The following is a 17,134-nucleotide window of genomic DNA, read 5'->3' on the forward strand; positions in this document are numbered from 1 at the left end:
CCTGCCGCCGCTTGCCATTCGGCGCCCGGCAACGCAAATCATGAGTGAAAAGCCGCCAAAACTGGCGGTGTCGCGTATAGAGGTGCTTTCTGGCAAAATCTGCCTGATTCGCAAACGTGACATGAAATGCGGTGATTTTGGGTCGGCGGCGGATGCAAGCCCCAAGCCTGACCCAAGACAGGATGAAGATCTGAACGGCTCCATGGACGATAGCAACGACCTCTTTTCCGGAATGCCCCTCTCTGAAAAACGCGGGGAGGCGCAGAAGCCTGCGGCTGCGGCCGAACGGCCGGCGGTGACGGCTGCGCCCGCTGCCGCCCCACCTGCTGCTGGAGCCCCCTCTGCTGCGGGAGCCTCTGCGCGCCCGGCACCTACCGCGTCGAATGCCGATGAATACGGCGCCTCGTCGATCCGCGTCCTCGAAGGCCTCGAGCCGGTGCGCATGCGCCCGGGCATGTATATCGGCGGCACCGACGAAAAGGCGCTGCATCACCTCTTTGCCGAAGTCATCGACAACGCGATGGACGAAGCGGTCGCCGGACACGCCAATTTCATCGAGGTCTATCTTGATCTCGCAGGTTATCTGACGGTCTCCGACAACGGCCGCGGCATCCCGGTCGAGAACCACCCTCAGGTGCCGGGCAAGTCGACGCTCGAAGTGATCATGACCAAGCTGCATGCCGGCGGCAAATTCGACGGCAAGGCTTACGAGACCTCGGGCGGCCTGCACGGCGTCGGCGTCTCGGTCGTCAACGCGCTTTCCGACGACCTCGAAGTGGAAGTGGCGCGCAATCGCAAGCTCTACCGCCAGCGCTTCTCCCGCGGCCTGCCGCAGGGCGGCCTCGAAGAATTGGGCGACGTCCACAATCGCCGCGGTACCCGCGTACGCTTCCATCCCGACCCGCAGATCTTCGGCGATCACATGAAGTTCGACGCCGCCCGGGTGTTCCGGATGGCGCGCTCGAAGGCCTATCTGTTCGGCGGCGTCGAGATCCGCTGGAGCTGCGAGCCGGGCGTCCTGCCCGAAGGTTCCGAGGTGCCCGACAAGGCGGTCTTCCACTTCCCCGGCGGCCTGAAGGACTATCTGCAGGCGACGATGGGCAAGGAGTTCACCGTCACCCGCGAGATTTTCGCCGGCAAGACGGAGAAGACCAGCGGCCACGGCTCGATGGAATGGGCGATCACCTGGTATGGCGGCGATCCGCAGGTGCATTCCTATTGCAACACCATCCCGACTCCTGAAGGCGGCACGCATGAGGCCGGCCTGCGCATCGCGCTGACCAAGGGCCTGAAGGCCTATGCCGAGCTGACGCAGAACAAGCGCGCCGCGCAGATCACCACCGATGACGTGATGATCTCGGCCGTCGGCATGCTGTCGGTCTTCATCCGCGAGCCGGAATTCGTCGGCCAGACCAAGGACAAGCTGGCGACCGTCGAGGCCCAGCGCATCGTCGAGAACGCGTTGCGCGATCCCTTCGACCATTACCTTGCCGACAACCCGAACGAATCGGCCAAGCTGCTCGACTGGGTGATTGAGCGCGCCGAGGAACGCCTGCGCCGCCGCAAGGAAAAGGAAGTCAACCGCAAGACGGCGGTGCGCAAGCTGCGCCTGCCCGGCAAGCTTGCCGACTGCTCGCAGAACACCGCCGAAGGCGCCGAACTCTTCATCGTCGAAGGGGACTCGGCAGGTGGCTCGGCCAAGCAGGCGCGCAACCGCGCCAACCAGGCAATTCTGCCGCTGCGCGGCAAGATCCTCAACGTCGCCAGCGCCGGCCGCGAAAAACTCGGCGCCAACCAGCAGCTTGCCGATCTCATCCAGGCGCTCGGCTGCGGCACCCGCTCGAAATACCGCGACGAAGACCTGCGCTACGAGCGCATCATCGTCATGACCGATGCCGACGTCGACGGCGCCCATATCGCTTCGCTGCTCATCACCTTCTTCTATCAGGAGATGCCGGAACTGGTGCGCGGCGGCCACCTCTTCCTCGCCGTGCCGCCGCTCTACAAGATCACCCAGGGGTCGAAATCCGCCTATGCCCGCGACGACAATCATCGCGCCGAGTTGATGCAGACGGAGTTCAAAGGCAAGGCCAAGGTCGAGATCAGCCGCTTCAAAGGTCTCGGCGAAATGATGCCCGCCCAGCTCAAGGAAACCACCATGGATCCGTCCAAGCGCACCCTGCTAAAGGTGCTGATCGACGAGGTGGATTTCGAGGGCACCCGCAGCGCCGTCGACGATCTGATGGGCACCAAGCCGGAAGCCCGTTTCCGCTTCATCCAGGAACGCGCCGCTTTCGCCGAAAACCTCGATATTTAAACGATGCCTTCAAGCGCGCCGGCCGGTCGGGCAGGTTCGGCGCGCCGACATTTTAGCATCGACGATTTCACGGAACTGACGAAGAACCGTAACAACCCCGTCAAACAACCGGCGCATGAAACGGTCGGCGTACCTTCTCCCGAGGGCGTCTGAACCGTTTTCCAAACCATTGCCGGATATTTGTCATGACCAAGCGTTTTCTCGCGGCTGCCGCTTTCGTTCTCCTGTCCAGCACCGTCGCCGCCAATGCCACCAATATCGAGGCCACCTTCGAGACCGCCTGCCCCTTCGGCGACTGCGCCGCCGGCATTGCGCTCTCCTATCTCGGTGAATTCGTCATCCCCACCGGCCACATGGAAAACGGCGTCGAATTCGGCGGCATTTCCGGCCTCGATTTCGATCCCGCCACCGGCCACTATCTCGCCATCAGCGACGACCGCTCGGACAAGGCCCCGGCCCGCTTCTATGAACTCGATGTGGATGTCGACGCGTCCGGCCTCAAGGGCGTTTCCATCGTCAAGCACGTCACGCTGAAGGACAAGAACCACGAACCCTTCGCCGCCAGGACTGTCGATCCGGAATCGATCCGCCTCGGCAAGGACGGCATCTATTGGGGCAGCGAAGGCGACGCCAGGGCGCTGCTGCCGCCCTTTATCCGCGTCGCTGCGCCTGACGGTTCCTTCCTGCGCGAATTCAGGCTGCCGGAAGGTTTTGCTCCGACAGCCGACAAGTCCACCGGCATCCGCGACAACCTTGCCTTCGAGGATCTCGCTGTGACGCCCTCGGGCGACGTTTTCGTCGGTGTCGAAGCCGCGCTCTATCAGGACGGCCCGAACCCCTCGCTGACATCAGGCAGCCTGTCGCGCATCATCCGTTATGACGGCGCAACCGGCGAGCCGAAGGCTCTGTACGTCTATCCGGTCTCGCCGATCCCGCAGGCCGCCACCAAACCCGATGGCGGCAATGACAACGGCATGTCGGAAATGCTTGCGCTTGACGACCACCGCCTGCTCGCCGTCGAGCGCAGCTATGCAGAGGGCTATGGCAACACCATCAAGATCATGATGATGGATCTGGCCGATGCCACCGATGTATCCGCCATCGCATCGGTCGCCAAAACCGACCAACGCATCGTCCCCGCCCGCAAAAGCCAGGTCCTTGATCTGAGAGCAATCGGGCTCGTCCCTGACAATATCGAGGCGATGTCGCTCGGCAAGGCCAAGGACGGCACCGACGTTCTCATTCTCGGCTCCGACAACAATTTCTCGACCGCTCAGAAGACGCAATTCTACGCCTTCAAGATTCTCAAGCGTCCGCGGCAGTAAGACATCGGCTCCGACGGTCGAATAGCGACGCTTTGTATACGCTTTCGGGGTGCAGACCTTGAAACAGCCGGGGTGATGGCCCATAACCAGAGGACAAGAAAAAGAAGAGGCGCGTGTGGGTGTGTTCGACCGTCAGAAAAACAATCATGAACCGCGATGGCTCGGCTCGTCGGCGCCGACACGCACCCCGCTGATTCCCTCCATCTCGGCCGCACGCTGGCTGCTGGTTCTGATCGTCGCGGCCGGCGTCTACTTCTTCTACGGTTTCCTCGTGCCGGTGCTGGCAGCCCTGGTCATCGGCTTCGCCAGCTGGCCGCTCTACCGCAAGCTTCTTGCCCGCGTCGGCGGTAACACGACGGTCGCAGCGACCATCGCCATCATCATGATCGTCACCTTCCTGGTCATCCCGATCGGGCTTGCGGTCACCTATACCACGGGTGAAGTGCGCACCTGGGTTGCCTGGGCAATCCACGCCAACCGTGCCGGCGCCCCGACACCGGCCTGGATTGTCGCGCTGCCTTGGGCCGGCGCCTATCTCGATGAAGTCTGGACCAAATATATCGGCAGCCCCGGCGCCCTGGGCGAGGTCATCCAGGCCGTCAGCGGCGCCAATATCGGCAATATCTACCGGGCCGTGCTTGCCGCCGGCGGCGGCGCCTTCCACCTGCTGCTGACGCTGCTCTTCATGCTGATCGCGCTGTTCTTCGTCTATCGCGACGGTTTTTCCTTCTCCAAGCAGATCGACATGCTCGGCGAGCGCATCCTGCCGAACCGCTGGGAGCGCATTTCCCGCGTCGTGCCGGCGACGATTAGCTCCACCGTCATGGGCATGACGCTGATTGCGATCGGCGAAGGCATCGTGCTCGGCCTTGCCTATTGGATTGCCGGCGTGCCGTCACCGGTGACCCTCGGCGTGCTGACGGGCGTGATGGCGCTGATACCGGGCGGCGCGCCGCTCTCCTTCACGCTGGTGTCGATCTATCTGCTGGCCAGCGGCTCGCATGTCGCCGGCATCGGTCTCTTCGTCTGGGGAACGGTCGAACTCTTCATCGTCGACAAGACGCTGCGGCCGAAGCTTGTTGGCGGCCCGATCAAGCTGCCCTTCCTGCCGACCTTCTTCGGCCTCGTCGGCGGCGTCAAGACGATGGGTTTCCTCGGCCTCTTCATCGGCCCGGTGCTGATGGCACTGATCGTCGCCATCTGGCGCGAATGGATCCACGAAGCCCGCAATGCCGATAAGGGCGAAACGGGACCGCAGGTTCTCATCGACGAGCAAGCCCCGCCGGCAATCCCCGGACCGCCGAAAGCAATTCCCCGTGTTGCCGAAGGCTGAAAAGAAGTTGTTGCCGAAGGCTGAAAAGGCGTTATTGCCGACGGCTGAACCGGCCTTGGCTAGTCGTCATCCCAGCCGCTTTTCCATGAACAGGCTGAGCGGGTCCGGCAGATAGGTGCCGAAAGGCTCAATGTCCCGGTATCCGTATTTGCGGTAGAGCGCGATCGCCTCGGGCTGGTAGATGCCGGTTTCGAGCCGGATCGCCGACAACCGCTTTTCCCCAGCGATCGCTTCGAGCGCATTCATCAGGCCGCTGGCAATCCTCAGGCCCCTCGCCTCGGGATCGACGAACATGCGCTTGATCTCCGCCGTGCCGTCGCCAGCTTCGACGAGCGCGCAGCAGCCGACGATCGTATCGCCGTTGCGCGCGACCAGGAAGCTCACCGCCGGCTTTTCCAGCAAGGATAGGTCGACAAGATGGTTGCTCTCCGGGGGATAGAGCGACTGCGCATAGGCATCGGAAAGATCGAGAAGGCGGATGACGCCGTCCTGACGCGGCGGCTCCAGGGCGATGGTGACGGACATGCTGCTTCTTTCTTCCGGGCAGGCACAAGTTTTTCCCGACATGACCAAGAGTTAATGCTCTCGCCTTCATTCGGTTGGAATTGCGCCCTCTAAGACGATGACATGCTCAATAGCCAAGGAGGCAAAATATGCAAGCGGTGCTGATCGCGATGACCATTCTCGGTTGCGACGATTCCATCAGCCAGTGCAATTATGTCGCGACAGTCGACAAACACTGGGAGAGTGTTGCCGCCTGCGATGCCGAAGCCGAACGCCGGCTGAAAACCTATGCCAATGTCAGCTATCCCTCGGTGATCGCGGTTTGCGAGGCGCCGAAAGCCATCGCCGCCACCGAGCCGCCGAAACCCACGCCCGTACCGCCGGCCGCACCCGAAGCGGTCGAACAGCACCCGCAGGGACTGCGTGGTTTTGCCGACGACATTGCTGGAAAGGTCCGCGACCATCTGCCCTCCGGCCGGAGCGTCAAGGACACGCTGGCCAAACCGGTGCATTTCGTCTCCGCCAGCTATTCCTGGGTGGTGACGCGGCTGGCTGACTAAGTGGCAGCAAACTCATTCAGTTGAAATGTCGTCGGGCCAAACCTGGGCACCGTGGAGGACGCGAAGGATCCGAATTCGGTCTTCCTGCACGATGTATGCGGCGATATAGGGCGTGCCTGGGATGACCAACTCCCGCGTGCCTGCGATCCTTCCCGGTCTTCCGCTTTCCGGAAATTCGACGAGACGGCGAACAGCAAAAACGATTTTCTGGTCGACATGGACTGCCGCCCTTGGATTCTCGATCTCAATGTATGTGAAAATATTGTCTCGGTCGGATACGGCACACCTGGCCCAAACAAGCCTCACGATTCAGCGGCCTTGCTCTTCCGCAATGCGGCCGCGCGCCTCTTCTCGAAGCTCGCCTCGACATCGGCATCATCGACATCGGCTCGCGTGTCATTGAGAGCTTCAAGGACCTTTCCACGAAACCATGCGTCATAAGCGTCGCTGTTGCTGATAAGTTCGAGCGGCAGAGCCCCCTCGTTCGCCGTGCGGGTCAATAAAATGCGCACGACATCCGAGACTGTCAGACCCATATCTTCCAAAACAGCCGTAGCGCGATCCTTGACGGCAGCATCTATGCGAGTTTGTACGAGCGCGTTTGACGCCATGCCGGGTCTCCTTGAATATGGTTCAATGTAATGCAATTGAATGACATATGCCAGCCAGGATCAATCTTATCCCAGCAGGAGGACGAGCAGTGCGAGCGGCTCTTGAATTTATGCGGCCGCCAGCGCCGCATACACGCGGGCCGATTGCCGCTGTTCGGCGACCCCAAGCTTTTCCACCATATCGAGCAGCTCACCGACCGCGCCATGGGCGCCGTCGTGATGGCGAAATTTTTCCAGAAGTCGGCCGCAGACGGTGCCGAGCACGCTGCCCGGCGCTTTTCTCGCGGCCTCGCGCCACAGCAACGTCGCCTCGACGAAGATCACGCTGATATCCCTCGGCAGACCGGCGGACTCGTAGAGCGCGCGGACGGCATGCATGCGCCCGGTCGCCAGGATCGAGCGCACCCGGCGCTCGCCGCACCCCGTCAGATCGACGATCGCTCCCGCGAAGAAATCCACCTTGCCGGCGCAGAGCGCATGCATCATGAAGGACGGCGTCAGCCGGCCGTTGAGGCGCAGATGTTCGACGAGGTCAGGGATTTCGCGCGGCGCGATATCGCCGGCGATCGAAACGATGGCGGCCTCGGTCGCCTCGCGGCTGATACGCTGCAGCCGCTGCAGGCCGATCGCCGCCTGGGCGAGCGGCAGCCCGACCAGCGCATTGCTGACATGCTGGGTCAGCAGTTGGCGGGCATCGGCGGGAAGATCGCTGCGGTCGAGAAGTAGGTTGCGGATGTCGCAGCCGTCGCCGAGCCGCTCGGCGATACGTTTCAGCGATTGGCTGGAGATCACCGCCCCGTCGTTTTCGAGCAGGCAGAGCAGCTCTTCCTCGTCGCCGACCTCCGCAAGCGCTGCGGAAACCGGGCGCGTCACATGCGCCCTCGCCGCGATCAGCATGCGGGTGGCGCCGTTGCCGCGCGCGGCGAGATCGACAAGATCGGCATCGCTCAAAAGCGGCGAACAGGTCACCGCATGGCAGGCCACCTCGGGCTGGTCTTCGGCGAGCGAAAGGATCAGGCTGCGCGGCGCATCGGGCGACCAGGCGATCGCCTCGGCAAGTGCCAGCCGCACGCGCGGCGACGGATCGTCGAGAAGAAAGGTCATCGCCATCTCGGCTGCCGCCCGCTCCTCCGCCGTCATCTCGGATTGCAGATAGGCCCGCCCGAGCGCGTTTGCAGCCCGGGCCCGGTCTCCGGTCTTGGCCGTTTCGATCCAACGAAGGAAAGCTTCTACGATCACGCGACGCCCCAGCACTTGAACGCGATTCCCTCGCGTTTCATTCAATGCTGCGACGGTAGCGGCAAAAGGTTTAAGATTGGTTCACCATATTTCTTAAGCCTTTATATGCCTTGCGGCCGACCTAAACCTTCGGCAGATGCGGCCGCATTATCTCGAAAACATCGCTGCCTTCGCTGTAGTCCATGTAGCCCATGCGCGCGAGGGGCCGGGCGATCGACATGTCGAGACGGCCGTCCCTGACGATCGCCTCGTCTATGCGGATGCCGACCACCTCACCAAAGACAAGGACGTTTTCCGACGGTGCGCCCGACAGCGTCTTCGGCTCGATGATCTCGGTGACCCTGCATTCGAGCACCGCGAAAGCCTCGCCGACATAGGGCGCGTCGATGAGTTCGGCCTGCTTCGGCGTCAGGCCGGCGAAAGCGAATTCGCTTTCGCCATAGGGCAGCGCCGCAGAGGAAAGGTTCATCTTCTCGGCGAGATCGCGACCGACGAAATTGCAGGTGAAGACGCCGGTCTCGGCCGCATTGCGCTGGCTGTCCTTGCGCCCGGCGGACGAAAACATCACCAGCTTCGGCCGGTCGGCAACGGCGTTGAAGAAGGAATAGGGTGCGAGGTTGATCGAGCCGTCCCTGCCCTTGCTGCCGATCCAGCCGATCGGGCGCGGCGACACGATCGCCTTGAACGGATCATGCGCCAACCCGTGCCGGTTGCTGTCGGTGGTGTAAAACATCAGCCCTCCCCGCCGACCCATGTCACGGTATCGGCAAGCTCCGGACGCGGCCGCTCGATCGCCGGAAATGTCGTCGAACCGATATGGATGAAGCCCGCCACTTTTTCGCCAGGCTCGACGCCGAGCAGCGGATAGGCGCGCTCATCATAGGCGAACCATTCCGTCAGCCAGTTGGCGACATAGCCGCTGGCATTGGCGGCGAGGATGACATTGAGGCAGAGCGCGCCGGCCGACATCAGCTGCTCCCATTCCGGGATCTTGATATGCGGCCCTGCCTTGCTGACGACGGCAACGACCACGGGTGCACGGGTGAAACGGGCGCGCTCGACCTGGATCATCTCTTCGGAAAGCTCGGGTTTTGTCTGAAGTGCCAAGGTCAGAAGCTCTTCGCCGAGACGGGCGCGCTCATCTCCGCGATAGACGATGAAGCGCCATGGCGCGATCTTGCCGTGATCGGGAACACGCGAGGCAAGACGCAGGATTTCCTCGATTTCGGCCTTCTCCGGGCCTGGTTCGCACATCTGGAACGCGGGGATGGAGCGGCGCACGGCGAGGTAGTCGATCAGCTTGATATCGGATTTCATGCGGGAGAAACTCTCATTTTTATGCTGCTGCAATGGGCGGGTCTTGAATTTGCCATCGCGTTGGTCTTGAAGTGGCCTTTGCGATTTCAGAAGTCAATCGGTTCACGAAACAGATGTTTGGCATTTCGCCTTTTGCACGCATCGGCCTTGCCATTGCCCTGACGATCCTGACGCCTCCAGGCGCCGGCGCTCAGGATGCCTTCAAGGAGTTCAAACAGCTTGAATCGACGTCGAAGATGCCGAAGCTCGATGCTTTCATCGCACCGGGTGCTGCGACCGAAGGGGTCAAGCTGCGCGACGTCCCGATGGAAGCCAAGCTGACGGCGGACGGCACGCCGGTCGAAGAGGGCCTCTCCTGGTATGTCTTCAGCCCGATCGCCGGAGCCGACGGCAAGCTGCCGCTGATTGCCAGTGCCAAGGGCGGACCCGCTGCCTTCCAGCTCGCTCCCGGCGATTATTTCGTCAACGTCTCCTTCGGCCGCGCCGGTGTCACCAAGAAACTGACCGTGCCCGCTGACGGCGAGGTCGACAAGCAGGTGATGGTGCTCGATGCCGGCGGCCTGCTGCTCAATGCCGTCTCCGGCACCGATGCCCGCATCCGGCCCGACCAGTTGAGCTTCTCGATCTATTCCTCGGAAGTGCGCGACGACGGCGAGCGCGGCCTCGTCGTGGCCGATGTCTCGCCGAACACCGTCGTCCGCCTCAATGCCGGCACCTATCACATCGTTTCCGAATATGGCAGCGTCAATGCCGTCATCCGCGCCGACATCCAGGTCGAAGCCGGCAAGCTGACCGAAGCGACGATTCAGCATCGCGCCGCGCAGGTCACCTTCAAGCTGGTCTCCGATGCCGGCGGCGAGGCGATCGCCGATACGGCATGGTCGATCCTGACAGCGGCCGGCGACAGCGTCGGTGAAAGCGTCAGCGCCTTCCCGACCATGGTTCTCGCCGAAGGCGGATATTCCGCCGTCGCCCGCAACAAGGACAAGATCTACCAGCGCGATTTCACTGTCGTCGCCGGCAGGAATACCGATGTCGAGGTTCTGATGAAGGACCAGCAGCCGCAGCCGCCGGTGAACGACGCGGCCCGCACGGTGCAGCAAGTGCCTGTGGGCACACCGCCGCCGCCAGGCGTCCAGCCGGCTCCGGTTGCGCCACTCCCTTCCTACGAACAGCTCGCGCCGCAAGGCGGCGACGACTCCAGTCTCGATTGATTGGAAAAACGATCCCGGGAAGACGGCGAAAGGCTTTCCGTTCGGGATTGCGTGAAAAAAGGCCAGCGGCTCTACGCACGCCCGCGCCACCCAAAGGACGGCCTCGTAGCGACAGTCCACGATTCGCGACAATATCTCCCAATCGGATTTCCGGCAGCGCCGGGTGGCGCTGCCGGATAGAGAGGCGTTTTCAGGCCGCCCTGGCTTTTCTTGCTGCGGCCTTGCGACGAACGTCTGGAGGCGTCGCTTCCAGGGCAAGGCTGTCGACGGCGGCGTCGAGCCCCATCGAAACCTGGTCCTGGCTGCCGAGGCGGCGGATATTGACTGTACGCTCCTCGGCTTCCTTCCTGCCGCAGACGATGATGACGGGTACCTTGGTGACCGAGTGTTCGCGGACCTTGTAGTTGATCTTCTCGTTGCGGAAATCGGTCTCGACGTTGAGACCGGCTTCGCGCAGCGCCTCGGCCACTTCAAGCCCGTAAGCGTCGGCTTCCGAAGTGATCGTCGCCACCACCACCTGCAGCGGCGACACCCAAAGCGGCAGATGGCCGGCGAAGTTTTCGATCAGGATACCAAGGAAACGTTCCATCGAGCCGCAGATGGCGCGATGGATCATCACCGGCTGCGTCTTTTCGGAGTTGCTGTCGATATAGAAGGCGCCAAAACGTTCCGGCAGGTTGAAATCGACCTGCGTCGTCCCGCACTGCCATTCGCGGCCGATCGCATCCTTCAGCGTATATTCGAACTTCGGCCCATAGAAGGCGCCCTCGCCCGGCAGAATGCCGGTCTTGATGCGGCCCTCGGACTGCGCCTCGATCGTCTTTAAGACGTCGGTCATCACGGCTTCGGCGCGATCCCAGAGCGCGTCGGATCCGACGCGTTTTTCCGGCCGGGTCGAAAGCTTGACGACGATTTCCTTGAAGCCGAAGTCTTCATAGACCGACAGAATCAGATCGTTGATCTTCAGGCATTCGGCGGCCATCTGCTCGTCGGTGCAGAAGATGTGCGCGTCGTCCTGCGTGAAGCCGCGCACGCGCATCAGCCCATGCAGCGCGCCCGAAGGCTCGTAGCGATGCACCAGGCCGAATTCGGCCAGACGGATCGGCAGTTCGCGATAGGACTTCAGCCCGTGCTTGAAGATCTGCACGTGGCCGGGGCAATTCATCGGCTTCAGCGCAAAGACGCGATTATCCGCTTCCTTGTCTTCCGGATGCGTCATCGCATGCGCCGATTTCACGGCGAACATGTTTTCCTGATACCAGCCCCAGTGACCCGAGGTTTCCCAAAGCGCGGTATCGAGGACCTGCGGCGCGTTGACTTCTTCGTAATCGACGGCGAGCCGGCGACGCATATAGGAGACGAGCGCCTGGAAGATGCGCCAGCCCTTGCCATGCCAGAAGACGACGCCGGGGCCTTCTTCCTGGAAATGGAACAGATCCATTTCACGGCCGAGCTTGCGGTGGTCACGCTTTTCGGCTTCCGCCAGCATGTGCAGGTAGTTGTCAAGGTCAGCCTGGTCAGCCCATGCCGTGCCGTAGATGCGGGACAACATGGCGTTGTTGCTGTCGCCGCGCCAATAAGCGCCGGCAACCTTCATCAGCTTGAAGGCCGTGCCGATCTGCCCGGTGGAGGCCATGTGCGGTCCGCGGCAAAGGTCGAACCACTCGCCCTGATTGTAGATCTTCAGATCCTGGCCAGCCGGGATCGCGTCGACGAGTTCGACCTTGTACTGCTCGCCCTTGGCGGCAAAGACTTCCTTGGCTTTCTCGCGCGACCAGATCTGCTTGGTGAAGGGCGCATTACGGGCAATGATCTCCTTCATCTTCTTTTCGATCCTCGGCAGATCGTCGGGCGTGAAAGGCTCGTTCTTGGCGAAGTCGTAATAGAAACCGTTTTCGATGACCGGGCCGATCGTCACCTGCGTGCCGGGCCAGAGCTCCTGCACAGCTTCAGCCATGACGTGCGCAGCATCATGCCGGATGAGCTCCAGCGCGCGGCCGTCCTTGCGGGTGATGATTTCGATCCTGCCATCGGTGACGGCATCGGAAAGGTCCTGCACGGCGCCGTCGAGCGCAATGGCGACCGCGCTCTTGGCGAGCGACTTGGAAATGGATTCGGCGACATCCCTGCCGGTTGCGCCAGCCGGAAAGCTGCGCACGGAACCATCGGGAAATGTCAGGGAAATGGTTTCAGACATCGAAATTCTCCTTGTCCAGTCCCGCCAACGAATGCGGGTGGTTGAAACGCAAGCGCCTCCGTTCGTTGGATGCGCCGCCGCCTGATACTCAGATTTGCGGCGCTAGTAAAGGAGAAGCGAGGCGAAACGAAACACAGTGCCTATCCGCCATAGCTTCCCGCATAGCTCTTGAGAGCCGATTTCAAGGGTTGATCGATTTCATCGTCGATAGACCCCTCGTAAAGGCCGCGCCGTGACAGGCTCCTCTTTAGGGCTGTGCGGGTGAAAGGCGAAAACACCTTCAACTCATCGGTAATCTGCCTGTCGCCCTGCTGGATCGCGAGAAGGATGTTCTCGGCCGCATTATCGGAGCTGAAGGTCGCATCGTAAGCATAGGCAAGTCGATAGGCGGCTCTTCGGTACCCGGCGTCGGCGGCTCGGAGATACCATTTGATGGCTTCTTGCCGGTCGACAGCAATTCCGAGGCCATCGTCGTAGAAACGCCCGAGCGCGAACATGCCTCCGGCCGAATTCAGCTCGGCGGATTTCTTGTAATATTGGAATGCGATAGCCTGATCTTGATCCTTGCCGTTCTCGTAATACCACGCAAGATTAAGAGCGCCGGCCGCAGATCCAGCATCGGCCGCCTTCTGAAACCAGTTGCGGGCGATGGTCTGGTCCTCTTTGGTGCCAATGCCGTTCTGGTAGTAATAGCCGACGGCGTTCATCGCTTCAGGATATTGCTTGAAGGCCGCCATCATGAACCAGCTGAGCGCCTTGGAGCGATCAATAGCCACGCCCTGCCCATATTCGTACATATCGCCCAGGGAGTATTGGGCTTTCGCATTTCCATAGGCCCCGGCCTTCGTCAGCCATTCCAGAGCCTTGCCGAAATCCTTCAGGTTTCCATCCGCTCCTCGATAGAGAGTCCCTAGCCTGTACATCGCGTCGGCAGATTTCTTGTTCGCCGCGGCTTCGTACCACTCGATCGCTTTCGCATAGTCGCGAACGACCCCATCGCCATCCTCATACTTGATGCCGAGCAGGATCATCGCCGTGGCGTTATCGGCGGCCGCGCCTTTTTCCAGATAGTCGATCGACTTGCCGTCGTCCCGTGGCAGATTGGCATCATTGGCGTACATTTCGCCAAGCTCGGCGAAGGCCTCGATATATCCGTTCTCCGCAGCGGCCTTGAACCAGTGTACGGCCTCTCTCGAATCCTGAGCAGTACCTTCGCCTCTTTCATACATAAGCCCAACACAATATTGGGCCTTGGCCGAACCACTTTCGGCGGCCTTGAAATACCAGGCAAAGGATTTTTTGGCGTCGACAGTCGTACCCGTACCGTCATAGGAACGGTCCGCGACTTCAAGATATGCGTCCTCATCTCCTTCGTTGGCCGCCTTCTGGAACCATTCGAAAGCTTTCACCGCATCCTTTGGAAGACCGCTGCCGTTTTCATAACCGTAGGCAAGGACCCGCATGGCATAGGTGTCGCCCGAAGCAGCCGACTTCTCGAGCCACTTAACGCCGTTTTCGACGTCGCGAGGACCACCCGTTCCCATATAGAGCGATTGGCCGAAATGTCGGGCGCCGCTTGAATCTCCGAGTTCGGCAGATTTTTCATACCAGATGCGGGCTTCGCCTTCGTCTGCCGGCACACCTTTGCCCTGCTCATATATACTGCCCACATCCGCCATGGCCCGGGCATCTCCGCGAGAGGCGGCTTCTTTCATCCAGTACATGGCTTGGTCATAGCGCGGATCGGGCATGCTCAAGAAAAGCCTAGCCTTGCCGCGATAGGCAGCGACTATCTGTTGCGTAATTGCCTGATCCAGCAGGGCCTCTGCCTTCGCGAAGTCTCGCTCCGTTTCCTTGCCCGCGATGTAAACGTCTGCCAGCGTCCTCATCGCGCTGCCGTCGCCAAGGGCCACGGCTTTATCGAGGAGATCGAGCGCCGTCTTTTTCTGCGCCTTGTCCCCATCCTTCAGATAAAATCGAGCAAGGGTCCTCATCCCATCGGCGGAGCCTTTCCGCACCAGATCGTCCAGCATGGTAACAGCGCGTTCGGCGTTCTTTTCCGTTCCAATACCTCTTGTGTAAAGGAATGCGATGTCCGTTATCGCTCTCTCATCGCCCTTTTGTGCCGCGGCTGAAAGCAATTCGAAAGCTCGCTCGGCGTCGACCGAAACACCGACTCCATCCAGATACATCCAGGAAAGCGATCTCTTGGCCGGAACATAGCCCAGCCGTTCTGCAAGTTCGAAATAGGACCGCGCCATGACGAAGTCCTGCGGAACACCCCATCCCAGCTTATACATCTCTCCGAGATAATCGGCGGAGCGCGGATCGTTTGCTTCTCTTGCCTTTCTCAGCCAGGACAGCGCGGTTTTGAAATCGCGCTCACGTCCGAAACCGTAAGCAGATGCCGCCGCCAGATAATCCATGGAGGGAGCGTGCCCTTGGGCCGCCAATTCCTCGAATCCGGCAAGTGCCGGCTCATATTGCTGAAGATTGAACTTGCTGGCGAGCCAGAAATAACGGGCGTCGATGGAGCTTGGTTCTGCCTCCAAATAGGCTTCGCAAGCGGCAAGCGCATCCCGCCAGTAAGCGAGATTGTTGATTTCTACGTCATCACGCGCCAGATGGCGGCAGTTGGAGCCGGATGTAAGGTCCGCGCCACTCGCCCAGGTTATGGGAGAATTGGCAATGGAGACAACGAGAAGAAGTGACGCGGTTGCAAGATAAGTGAAAAACTTCATTGGCACGGATTTTCAAAACCAGGAGAGGAAATACACCAATATCCGCGACTTATTCAACTGCAAGTGCATTTTTCAACTCGCGGTGAAAACTTTCAGAGACGTGCTCTTCGTGCATCTAGAGCAGCATATCCGTCAGGCCGCACACCGTGTTCCAATTTCGCATCGTCCCGATGCCGAGCCGCTTGGTCGTCAGTGCCGAAAGCAATTTGGATTGGCTGGGTTTGCCGGCGAAATCGATCCAGAGATCGCCGCCGACGATGGCGATGCGCTGTCCCTCCGTCATCAGCGGTTTCAGCGCCTCCACCTTCTCAGGATCGACCGGCAGCCGCATCACCCGGACGATGACCTGGTCGCCGCTGCCGTCCCTGAAAGGATTGGTGCCGCAAAGCGCCATCCAGGTGCAGTCGCTGCGCACGATGATATCGACATGTTTGCCGAATTTCTCTTCGAACCCCTCTTCCAGCGCGACCTCGAGTTCGTGCGGCCTGACATCGTCGGCCTCGAAAACCAGATTGCCGGTGGAAACAAGCGTGCGCGGCTCGCGATAGCCAAGCTCTTTGGCAAGCGCGCGCAGATCTTCCATGATGACGCGGCGGTCGGGCGTAAGGACAATGCTGTGCAGAAGTGCGACGAACATGCCCATGGCCCTCACTCACTCTTGCGTCCGATGGAGAAATACCGCCACGGCGTCCACCAGCGGAATTTGTCGTCCAGTCTCTCCGGCACCTGGTCGAGGCCGCTGGTGCCGCCGGGGCCGCAGCGGCCGACGCGAAACAGCGTCATCCAGCCGCCGGCCCACAGGCCGTGACGGGCGATCGACTCGTAGCCATATTCGGAGCAGGTCGGGATATGCCGGCAGGAATTGCCGACAAAGCCGGAAAGCGTCAACTGGTAGAGACGGATCAACCCCATGCCGAGCAGGCGGTCGGGGCTCTTGCGGAACGGACCGGTATAATTGCGGGAAGTGCGTGCGGCCTTTTCACGCGGCTTGTCGGGCCCGGCGGCGCCACCGTCGTCCTCATCGCCTGCCTGCAGGGCGCAGAACTCGCACATGTCAGTTACGCCTCGACAACCTCAGCCCGTTTCGCCTCGATCTGCCCGATCGCATCGACAACCGCATCGAAGGTCAGCATCGTCGAAGCATGGCGGGCCTTGTAGTCCCGCACCGGCAGCAGATAACGCATGTCCTCGAACCGTCCCTCGGGCCCGGCTCCATCCGCCTTCAACATGGCGAGCATATCCTGGCGCGCCTGGCGCAATTCGCCCGATGTCGCGCCGACGACATGGCGCGCCATGATCGAGGACGAGGCCTGGCCGAGGGCGCAGGCCTTCACGTCATGGCCAAAACCGGTGACGATTTCGCCGTCCATCTTCAGCCAGATCCTCACCTTTGAGCCGCAAAGTTTCGAATAGGCCTGGGCGCTCGCATCGGCATCCGCCAATGTGCCGGTCAACGGAATATTGCCGGCGAATTCGAGGATCTTGCTGTTGTAGATGTCGTCCATGTTGGATTTCCGCTCCAAAATCGCTGCGGATCGGCCTCAATCAGGGTGTTATTGTTATTGAAACAAAAAACACACCGTATCATCTGAGGATACTTACATACGATGGCCGTATTCCTATATGTATGTCGTTCGAAGGCCATGAAAATGCAATGGCCTCGTGTAAGTTTGATTGGGAAACCGTGCCGGACGGGTGTTGAATGCACCTCGAAAGCCCCGGAGCCTGCCAAAGGTGCATGAATTCCCGCATGGGATTGACCAGTGGCGATTCCGA

16 protein-coding genes are annotated in these 17,134 nt (G+C 60.9%); 5 read left to right on the forward strand and 11 right to left on the reverse strand.

What is annotated here, in order from left to right; translation table 11 throughout:
- The first annotated feature begins 202 nt into the window (after positions 1 to 202).
- The 3 genes from parE to AMK05_RS11350 all read left to right on the forward strand — a co-directional run bounded on the left by parE (position 203) and on the right by AMK05_RS11350 (position 4,975).
- Positions 203 to 2,317: a DNA topoisomerase IV subunit B gene (parE, locus tag AMK05_RS11340; protein WP_064838537.1), complete on the forward strand. Its 2,115-nt coding sequence runs from the start codon at positions 203 to 205 to the stop codon at positions 2,315 to 2,317.
- Between the two features lie 185 nt (positions 2,318 to 2,502).
- A complete protein-coding gene (locus AMK05_RS11345; protein WP_064838538.1) occupies positions 2,503 to 3,642 on the forward strand; it encodes an esterase-like activity of phytase family protein in 1,140 nt (379 codons plus the stop codon).
- 115 nt (positions 3,643 to 3,757) lie between these two features.
- Positions 3,758 to 4,975, forward strand: coding sequence for an AI-2E family transporter (locus tag AMK05_RS11350; RefSeq protein ID WP_064838539.1), 1,218 nt, complete (start codon positions 3,758 to 3,760; stop codon positions 4,973 to 4,975).
- A gap of 66 nt (positions 4,976 to 5,041) precedes the next feature.
- Here the strand turns inward: AMK05_RS11350 and AMK05_RS11355 are convergent, their stop codons facing one another.
- Positions 5,042 to 5,500, reverse strand: coding sequence for a GNAT family N-acetyltransferase (locus AMK05_RS11355; RefSeq protein WP_064838540.1), 459 nt, complete (start codon positions 5,498 to 5,500; stop codon positions 5,042 to 5,044).
- Positions 5,501 to 5,628: 128 nt separating this feature from the next.
- Between AMK05_RS11355 and AMK05_RS11360 the strand changes: the two genes are divergently transcribed.
- Entirely contained in the window at positions 5,629 to 6,039 is a 411-nt protein-coding gene (locus tag AMK05_RS11360; RefSeq protein ID WP_064838541.1) for a hypothetical protein, read from the forward strand.
- A 12-nt stretch (positions 6,040 to 6,051) separates the two neighbouring features.
- Here AMK05_RS11360 and AMK05_RS11365 read toward each other — a convergent pair whose 3' ends face one another.
- The 5 genes from AMK05_RS11365 to AMK05_RS11385 form a co-directional block, all read right to left on the reverse strand.
- The gene (locus AMK05_RS11365; RefSeq protein ID WP_064838542.1) at positions 6,052 to 6,345 is read right to left on the reverse strand and encodes a type II toxin-antitoxin system RelE/ParE family toxin; all 294 of its coding nucleotides are present in this window, start codon (positions 6,343 to 6,345) and stop codon (positions 6,052 to 6,054) included.
- Positions 6,342 to 6,650, reverse strand: coding sequence for a type II toxin-antitoxin system RelB/DinJ family antitoxin (locus AMK05_RS11370; protein WP_064838543.1), 309 nt, complete (start codon positions 6,648 to 6,650; stop codon positions 6,342 to 6,344). Before AMK05_RS11370 ends, AMK05_RS11365 begins: the two co-directional genes overlap by 4 nt.
- A gap of 108 nt (positions 6,651 to 6,758) precedes the next feature.
- Entirely contained in the window at positions 6,759 to 7,904 is a 1,146-nt protein-coding gene (locus tag AMK05_RS11375; RefSeq protein ID WP_064838544.1) for a DUF2336 domain-containing protein, read from the reverse strand.
- A gap of 106 nt (positions 7,905 to 8,010) precedes the next feature.
- Entirely contained in the window at positions 8,011 to 8,622 is a 612-nt protein-coding gene (locus AMK05_RS11380) for a flavin reductase family protein (RefSeq protein WP_064838545.1), read from the reverse strand.
- A complete protein-coding gene (locus AMK05_RS11385) occupies positions 8,622 to 9,206 on the reverse strand; it encodes a nitroreductase family protein (RefSeq protein ID WP_064838546.1) in 585 nt (194 codons plus the stop codon). Before AMK05_RS11385 ends, AMK05_RS11380 begins: the two co-directional genes overlap by 1 nt.
- Before the next feature lie 113 nt (positions 9,207 to 9,319).
- Between AMK05_RS11385 and AMK05_RS11390 the strand changes: the two genes are divergently transcribed.
- Complete coding sequence (locus tag AMK05_RS11390) at positions 9,320 to 10,420, forward strand: hypothetical protein (RefSeq protein WP_064838547.1); 1,101 nt, start codon at positions 9,320 to 9,322, stop codon at positions 10,418 to 10,420.
- 190 nt (positions 10,421 to 10,610) lie between these two features.
- On the opposite strand, the gene thrS is transcribed toward AMK05_RS11390, so the two are convergent.
- The 5 genes from thrS to AMK05_RS11415 all read right to left on the reverse strand — a co-directional run bounded on the left by thrS (position 10,611) and on the right by AMK05_RS11415 (position 16,863).
- Positions 10,611 to 12,617 carry a threonine--tRNA ligase gene (gene thrS / locus AMK05_RS11395; protein WP_064838548.1) on the reverse strand — a complete coding sequence of 669 codons (2,007 nt, stop codon included), beginning with the start codon at positions 12,615 to 12,617 and terminating at the stop codon, positions 10,611 to 10,613.
- Positions 12,618 to 12,757: 140 nt separating this feature from the next.
- On the reverse strand, positions 12,758 to 15,358 hold the full coding sequence (locus tag AMK05_RS11400; protein WP_064838549.1) for a tetratricopeptide repeat protein: 2,601 nt from the start codon (positions 15,356 to 15,358) through the stop codon (positions 12,758 to 12,760).
- 115 nt (positions 15,359 to 15,473) lie between these two features.
- Positions 15,474 to 16,001 (reverse strand): DUF1697 domain-containing protein, encoded by a 528-nt coding sequence (locus tag AMK05_RS11405; protein WP_064838550.1) that lies wholly within the window; start codon positions 15,999 to 16,001, stop codon positions 15,474 to 15,476.
- Between the two features lie 5 nt (positions 16,002 to 16,006).
- The gene (gene yidD, locus AMK05_RS11410; RefSeq protein WP_064838551.1) at positions 16,007 to 16,411 is read right to left on the reverse strand and encodes a membrane protein insertion efficiency factor YidD; all 405 of its coding nucleotides are present in this window, start codon (positions 16,409 to 16,411) and stop codon (positions 16,007 to 16,009) included.
- 5 nt (positions 16,412 to 16,416) lie between these two features.
- Positions 16,417 to 16,863, reverse strand: coding sequence for an iron-sulfur cluster assembly scaffold protein (locus tag AMK05_RS11415; RefSeq protein ID WP_064838552.1), 447 nt, complete (start codon positions 16,861 to 16,863; stop codon positions 16,417 to 16,419).
- Between the last annotated feature and the right edge of the window lie 271 nt (positions 16,864 to 17,134).

The sequence above is a fragment of the Rhizobium sp. N324 genome, assembly GCF_001664485.1.
Lineage (GTDB): Bacteria > Pseudomonadota > Alphaproteobacteria > Rhizobiales > Rhizobiaceae > Rhizobium.